This is a genomic window from Steroidobacter sp. (assembly GCF_016790065.1).
Taxonomy (GTDB): domain Bacteria; phylum Pseudomonadota; class Gammaproteobacteria; order Steroidobacterales; family Steroidobacteraceae; genus Steroidobacter.
On the sequence record NZ_JAEUPY010000841.1, the window covers coordinates 1 to 3,816 of the forward strand.

The window sequence follows — 3,816 nt, forward strand, 5'->3', positions numbered from 1 at the left end:
GTCTTGCGTGAACGGTACGCCGGCGTGTTCCTGGTACACCGCCGTCACCGACAGAAACTCGCCGACATGTCGCGGCGAGGTTCTTAGCCATTCCGCAAATGCCGCGCGCTCGCGAGCACCGCCGGTGCGCAGCACGTCGTACCACTCAAAGGCCTGCTCGGTGATACTCAGGTCGTCCGGATGCTGGGGTTCCATCTCGTTCTCCATGCGCCGCCGGCGTTGCCGCCTAGCCTTGCCGCTCGCGGGCCTGGGTCGCGCTGCGCATCGCGAGAAAAGCCCTGAACATGTGTTTCTTCACCGTGTGCGCCGAAATCTTCAGGCGCTGCGCGACCTCCGCGTGCGTCAAGCCATCGCGCATGTGCAGGATGAAAGCGGCCCGCCATTGAGGCTGCAAGCTGGAGAGCGCGCGTTGCAGTTCCCGTTCGGCGCTCAGTTGATCCGCCAACGGATCGGAGGACACGTCCTGGGGGCGTTCTTCCCAATCCGCCACGGCCTCCGAATCGAAGGTGACGCGTTCCTGCGCCGCTCGCTGTTTGAACTCGTAAACCACGTGCGAGGCGATGCGATACATGTAGGCCTGCGGGTCGCGCACCAATTCGGCGCTGGCAACACGCAGCAGGCGCAGATAGACCTCCTGCTCCAGATCGCGGACATGGTGGGTACCGCGCAGCCGACGCATCAGGTACTGGTGCAGAGCCTTGCCGTAGTGGTCGCGCACCGTCAGCGCCAGCCCCTTGAAAGGGGCGGCCGGCTTGGCGGCGGGATCCTGGGGCGGCAGCGTCGATGTCTCGTAGCCCATATATCTTCTTAGGCGGGAATTTCGCGAAAACGGGGTACGCTTTTTTTTTGAGCGAAATTCCGTACCCCGGATCGCCGGGTCGAACCGCCTAACAGGTCATAGAAGACCAAAAGGGGAGACCTGCTATGACTCGTTCGATTCGCCTTGTTCGTAAACCCATCACGTCCGGTGGGTGTCTGGCACCGTTGGCTTTGAGCGCCTGTCTGCTGCTAACAGCAGCACCAGCGAGCGCCGCCGAAGTGTCGCGCCAAGCCACGGTGTCGCTGAACATACCGGCGCAACCGCTAGGCGACGCGCTCAGCAGCTTCGCGCGACAGTCGGGACTGTCGATCATGTTCTATACCGAGCTGGGAGAGCGCATCACTTCACAACCGCTCAACGGCCGGTTCAGCGCCGACGCCGCCTTGAGTCAGTTGCTGGCCAACACTTCGCTGGCGTACGAGTTCGTGGACGAAAAGACGGTGGCGATTCGTGATAGAGCCGGCAATGAGCGCGTCGGCGCGGGCGCGCAGATGGAACTGATCCGGCTTGCTCAAGCAGACGTTGCTCGCAGCAGCACCGATAGCGACGCCAGCGCCACCATCGATGAGGTGATGGTGTTCGGCACCCTCGATCGGCGTCTGGGCGTTGGCTCCAAAGCCGGCGGCACGCTGCGAGAGCTGCCGAAGTCGGTCACCATCATGACCGGTGAGCGCATCGAGGCGCAGAACCTGACCTCGCTGCAGGAAGCATTGATCCAGACCACTGGCGTGGCGGTGAGTGCCTTCAACCCGCAGGACACGTTCTACTATTCTCGCGGCATCAAGCTCGAGACCATGCAGTTCGACGGCGGTGCGCCGGGCTACAGCGGCGGCTTGGGCTTTCTCTATACACCCGATACGTCGACCATCGAGCAGATCGAAGTGCTGCGCGGTGTGGACGGTATGTATTCCGGTGCGGGCGAGCCTGGCGGCGTGATCAATCTGGTCCGCAAGCGCCCCGAACATACCGCAGCGATGCGAGTGAACTTGTCCGGCGGTACTTGGGACAATTATCGCGCCATCCTCGATGGCACCGGGCCGTTGGCGCTCGATGGACGCTTGCGTGGCCGCGCGGTGGTTTCATACATGGATCGTGGCTATCACTTGGAACGCTACAAGACCGAGAAGCAGATCGCCTATGGCACGCTGGAATTCGACGCCACGGACAGCACGGTGTTGGCGGTCGGTCTGAGCTACGAGCAACGCGATGAGAAAGGCTTTCCAGGTTGGGGCACGCCGCGTTACTCGGATGGCCGGACGCTGAATGTGTCACGTGAATACAGCATCGCGCCGCCGTGGACCTACTGGAACTCCGACACTTATGACGCCTTCGCGCGAGTCGAGCAGAAGTACGGCGACACTGGAACCATCAGCCTCAAGCTGAATCAGATCGAGCAGGACACCGAAGCGAACTACATAACGGTGGGCGGCATCGTCAACCCGGCGACCGACGAAGGCGCCAGAATGGGGCGGCGTCGCTTCGATGCCTCAGCCACGCAACGGATGGCCGATCTGTCGGCCAGTGGCGAACTGCAACTCTTCGGGCGGACTCACCGCTACACGGTGGGCACGGACTACACCCGGCTGAGCGGCAATGAACTCGGCTATGCGGTCACGGGCTTTCCCATCGGTATCCCGCTCGGCAATTTCTATAACTACGATCCGGCAACGTTCGCCGAGCCTGCGACGTTTGCGAGTTCGTACTACCCGAACCGCGAGCGGTCACAGCGAGGCTACTACGCGACGGTGGGAGTGCAGTTGGCTGAGCCGCTGCGGCTGACACTCGGCGGTCGCTACAGCACGTTTCGTTACAACGAGACATTCACCACCCTCGCGACTGGCGCGACCACTCGTTTGCGTTACAGCGAACAGGAGTTCGTGCCCAGTGTCGCGTTGAGCTACTCGCTGTCGCCCAGTTGGACGACCTATGTGAGTTATGGCGAGACCTTCAATCCTCAGGGCAATCTGTTGAAAGGTCCGCCGCCGGGCAGCGAGTCGTTGAGCCCCATCGTCGGCAGTAACGTCGAGCTGGGTATCAAAGGCGATGTGTTCGATGGCGTGACCGCGGCGGCTTCGATCTATCGGCTCGAACGCGCCGGTCAGGGCATCGGCGATCCGGCCTATCTCGGCGTGACCGATCCGGCGACCGGTTCGAGCTGCTGCTATCTGCAGGAGTCGGATATCACCGTCGAAGGCATGGACTTGGAAATGTCCGGCCGGGTGCTGCCAGGCTGGCAGCTGTTCGGTGGCTACACCTTCACGCAATCGGACTATAAGGGGCGGCCGACCGGTGCCAACACCTTGCGCCGAACGCCCAAGCATCAAATGAAAGTGTGGAGCACCTATCGATTGCCAGGCGCGCTGTCGGCTGTGACCGTCAATGCAGGCGTCACTGCGCAGTCGAGCACGGCTTTCGGCAGCATCCCAGGCAATGCCTTCTACGCGACCGACCTTCACTACGGCGGCATCACGCTGTGGAATGCCTCGGTCCAGTATGCGCTCACCGAGCAACTGACCCTCGCCATCTACAGCGAGAACCTGACCGACAAAGTGTACTGGCAACCCACCGGTGCGCTGTTCGGTCAGAACGTCTACGGCAATCCGCGTAGCGTCACCGTGTCCATTCGCGGACGCTGGTAGTTCCTGAGCCATCGGCCGCGCGCACGAGTTCTCGTGCGCGCGGCCCTTTCTTTTCTCCCAACTCTTTCAAGCGAAGTTGCCCTATGCCTCCAGTGAACAAGCTGCTGCTGTGTTTCTTGTTGTGCGCGCCGGTGTGTCACGCCGCATCGCGCCCCGAAACATTCACGCTGGCGGAATCGATCGCGGCTCATGACACGATGGGTTCCAGCTTGATCGCCGCCGCGAACAGCCGCCATGTGGTTTGGAGCGATGGCAACAACTTGCTTGCCGCCGCTGCACCGAATTTCAAGCCGCGGCAGATCACTGCCTATACCGATCAGTTCGGGATACAGAATGTTTCTATCGCGCCGGACGGAC

The 3,816-nt window shown here is 61.8% G+C and carries 4 protein-coding genes; 2 read left to right on the forward strand and 2 right to left on the reverse strand.

All coding sequences use genetic code 11. The features are described 5' to 3' along the window. The coding region (locus JNL55_RS33885; RefSeq protein WP_293865256.1) for a FecR/PupR family sigma factor regulator at positions 1 to 195 on the reverse strand (195 nt) is incomplete at its 3' end. Positions 196 to 226: 31 nt separating this feature from the next. Then, entirely contained in the window at positions 227 to 799 is a 573-nt protein-coding gene (locus JNL55_RS33890; protein WP_293865257.1) for an RNA polymerase sigma factor, read from the reverse strand. A 125-nt stretch (positions 800 to 924) separates the two neighbouring features. Between JNL55_RS33890 and JNL55_RS33895 the strand changes: the two genes are divergently transcribed. Both JNL55_RS33895 and JNL55_RS33900 read left to right on the forward strand, forming a co-directional pair. Further along, positions 925 to 3,459 (forward strand): TonB-dependent siderophore receptor, encoded by a 2,535-nt coding sequence (locus JNL55_RS33895; protein WP_293865259.1) that lies wholly within the window; start codon positions 925 to 927, stop codon positions 3,457 to 3,459. 83 nt (positions 3,460 to 3,542) lie between these two features. Then, the coding region (locus JNL55_RS33900; RefSeq protein WP_293865262.1) for a hypothetical protein at positions 3,543 to 3,816 on the forward strand (274 nt) is incomplete at its 3' end.

Excerpts from the sequence above, each read along its gene's own strand:
- JNL55_RS33895 (WP_293865259.1), top strand. The coding sequence starts at position 925 with ATGACTCGTTCGATTCGCCTTGTTCGTAAACCCATCACGTCCGGTGGG.
- JNL55_RS33890 (WP_293865257.1), bottom strand. The coding sequence starts at position 799 with ATGGGCTACGAGACATCGACGCTGCCGCCCCAGGATCCCGCCGCCAAG.